The sequence below is a fragment of the Bacillus sp. CR71 genome (genome assembly GCF_003429245.1).
GTDB lineage: Bacteria > Bacillota > Bacilli > Bacillales > Bacillaceae_G > Bacillus_A > Bacillus_A thuringiensis_S.
The window spans coordinates 313,965-316,437 of the sequence record NZ_CP031748.1; the positions used below are offsets into that span (position 1 = coordinate 313,965).

Genomic DNA, 2,473 nt, shown 5'->3' on the forward strand with positions numbered 1-2,473 from the left:
ATAGTTTGGTGATGATGGCAGAGAGGTCACACCCGTTCCCATACCGAACACGGAAGTTAAGCTCTCTAGCGCCGATGGTAGTTGGGACCTTGTCCCTGTGAGAGTAGGACGTCGCCAAGCAAGCTTAAGACGAGTCAGAATGACTCGTCTTTTTTGTGTTTTGTAACTTTTTTTCAAAGCTAATTACATATCTATATAAGTTTTATTCGATTTCTTTCGTGATTTTTGATATGTAATTTAAGATTTTCTATTTTATTTCTTAAAGATAAAATTCACCAGTGTGTTAAAATAGTACAGTTGTTTTTTTGATGTACTTTAATATAAGAAGATTTAAGTTAGAAAAGGAGATAATATGAAAAGGATAGGTATAATTACTATAGTAGTCTTAGTCCTTCTAGTAATCGTGTATATGTTAGTTGGGAATTATTTTTATAACTACGCGTTGAATGCGAAACAAGAAAAAGAGTTTTTACAAGATAATCCTCATTTAGTAGAAACGGTAAATGCATCGGGAGATGTATTGGCTACAAATGAAGAAAAGAATGCGAACTTCGTATCGAAGTATAAACCTAACACATTAACTATACGTTCTTTCGATAAAATGAATTTAAAAGGCTATGAATATATGAATGAACAATCTAGTCATAAATGGGCAATTGTGGTTCATGGATACAATGGTAGAGCATCAGAAATGACGAAATATATTCGTAACTTTTATGAACAAGGCTATAATGTCATAGCACCAGACCTTCGTGGGCACGGAAATAGTGAAGGGGATTATGTTGGTATGGGCTGGCATGATCGTAAAGATGTTTTGATTTGGATTCAACAAATCTTAAAGAAAGATCCTAATGCTGAAATAGCTCTATTTGGTGTTTCAATGGGCGGGGCAACTGTAATGATGACTTCAGGAGAAGATTTACCTTCTAATGTTAAAGTTATTATTGAAGATTGTGGATACTCAACCGTTATTGATGAATTTACTTATCAGCTAAAAGATTTATTCCACTTGCCGAAGTTTCCTGTTATGAATGCGGCAAATACAGTTACAAAATTAAGAGCTGGATATGATTTAGAAGAAGCTTCAGCTGTAAAACAAGTAGCGAAAAGTAAAACACCTATGCTATTCATTCATGGGGATGCTGATACATTCGTTCCTTTTGAAATGTTAGATGAAGTATATAATGCTGCAAAAGTAGAAAAAGAGAAATTAATTGTTCCAGGTGCTGGGCATGGAGAAGCGGAGAAAGTAGATTCGAATAAATATTGGAATACCGTATGGAAGTTCGTAGGGAAGTATATTCCGGCATAATTAAAGTTGTTGCATTTATATAGACGATAATCGGAGGGATAATAGTTAATCCTTTTGATTATCGTTTTTTTGTTAATTAGGTAGTCTGCTATAAGTGTATTTTTGTATGTACTATATGAAGGAGATAGAGCAAAAACTTTTGAATTCCTTAATCTCAGTGCTACAATGATTGAAAACTAAATGTTAATGAGGTGTTTATATGAAAATTGAGGTTTGGTCGGATTTTGTATGCCCATTTTGCTATATTGGGAAACGTAGATTAGAGATGGCTTTAGAGCAATTTCCACATAAGAAGGATGTTGAAGTTGAGTTTAAAAGTTTTGAGTTGGATCCGAATACTCCCGTTTACTCTGGAACAAGTATTAATGAAGTGCTTGCATCAAAGTATGGGATTAGTATTGAAGAAGCTAAGCGTAATAACGTACAGCTAGGAAATCATGCAGCTAGTATGGGTTTAAGTTTTAATTTTGATGAGATGAAGCCGACGAATACGTTTGATGCGCATCGTCTTGCGAAGTTTGCAAAGAATCATGGAAAAGAAAAGGAGATTACGGAAAATCTACTTTTTGCATATTTCACTGAATCGAAAAATTTAAGTGATGTGGATACACTTGCTACTATTGCTGAAGCTTCAGGTTTAGATAAGCAAGAAGCTTTAAATGTTATTAATGATAAAAATGCGTACGCAAATGATGTTAGAATTGAAGAAGCGATTGCTCAGCAATATCAAATTTCGGGAGTGCCTTATTTTATTATTAATCAAAAGTATGCTATTTCAGGTGCACAACCACTTGAAACTTTTGTTGGTGCACTCCAGCAAGTTTGGGAAGAAGAGAATCCTGCACCGAAGTTACAGGAACTTTCAGTAGATGGTGGAAGCGACCTTTCTTGTACTGATGGAAGTTGTTCAGTGCCGTCAAAAGAACAATAGCTTTTATGATGGAATAGCACCCTATAGATAGTTCTGTGGGGTGCTTGTATATAACTATAGAAGAAATACGTAAATAGATAATTTGATTACGTAAATGAATTCTATAAAATATAAAGTTTTTTAAAATAATGTATTGACGATTATATAAATGAAGTGTAATATAGAACAAGTCGCCGATGACAATAACGTCGCAAGCGACAAATGAAATGAAAAACTTAGTTGACATTGAA

General features: G+C 34.1%; 2 protein-coding genes and 1 rRNA gene. All 3 read left to right on the top strand.

Annotated features, from left to right (window positions below):
* Nucleotides 1–4: 4 nt before the first annotated feature.
* The 3 genes from rrf (at nt 5) to DOS87_RS01745 (ending at nt 2,243) form a co-directional block, all read left to right on the top strand.
* Nucleotides 5–120: ribosomal RNA gene (rrf, locus tag DOS87_RS01735) — 5S ribosomal RNA — on the top strand.
* A gap of 232 nt (nt 121–352) precedes the next feature.
* Nucleotides 353–1,312, top strand: coding sequence for an alpha/beta hydrolase (locus DOS87_RS01740; protein ID WP_000821104.1), 960 nt, complete (start codon nt 353–355; stop codon nt 1,310–1,312).
* Nucleotides 1,313–1,511: 199 nt separating this feature from the next.
* Nucleotides 1,512–2,243 carry a DsbA family oxidoreductase gene (locus tag DOS87_RS01745; RefSeq protein WP_000687924.1) on the top strand — a complete coding sequence of 244 codons (732 nt, stop codon included), beginning with the start codon at nt 1,512–1,514 and terminating at the stop codon, nt 2,241–2,243.
* Nucleotides 2,244–2,473 lie beyond the last annotated feature (230 nt).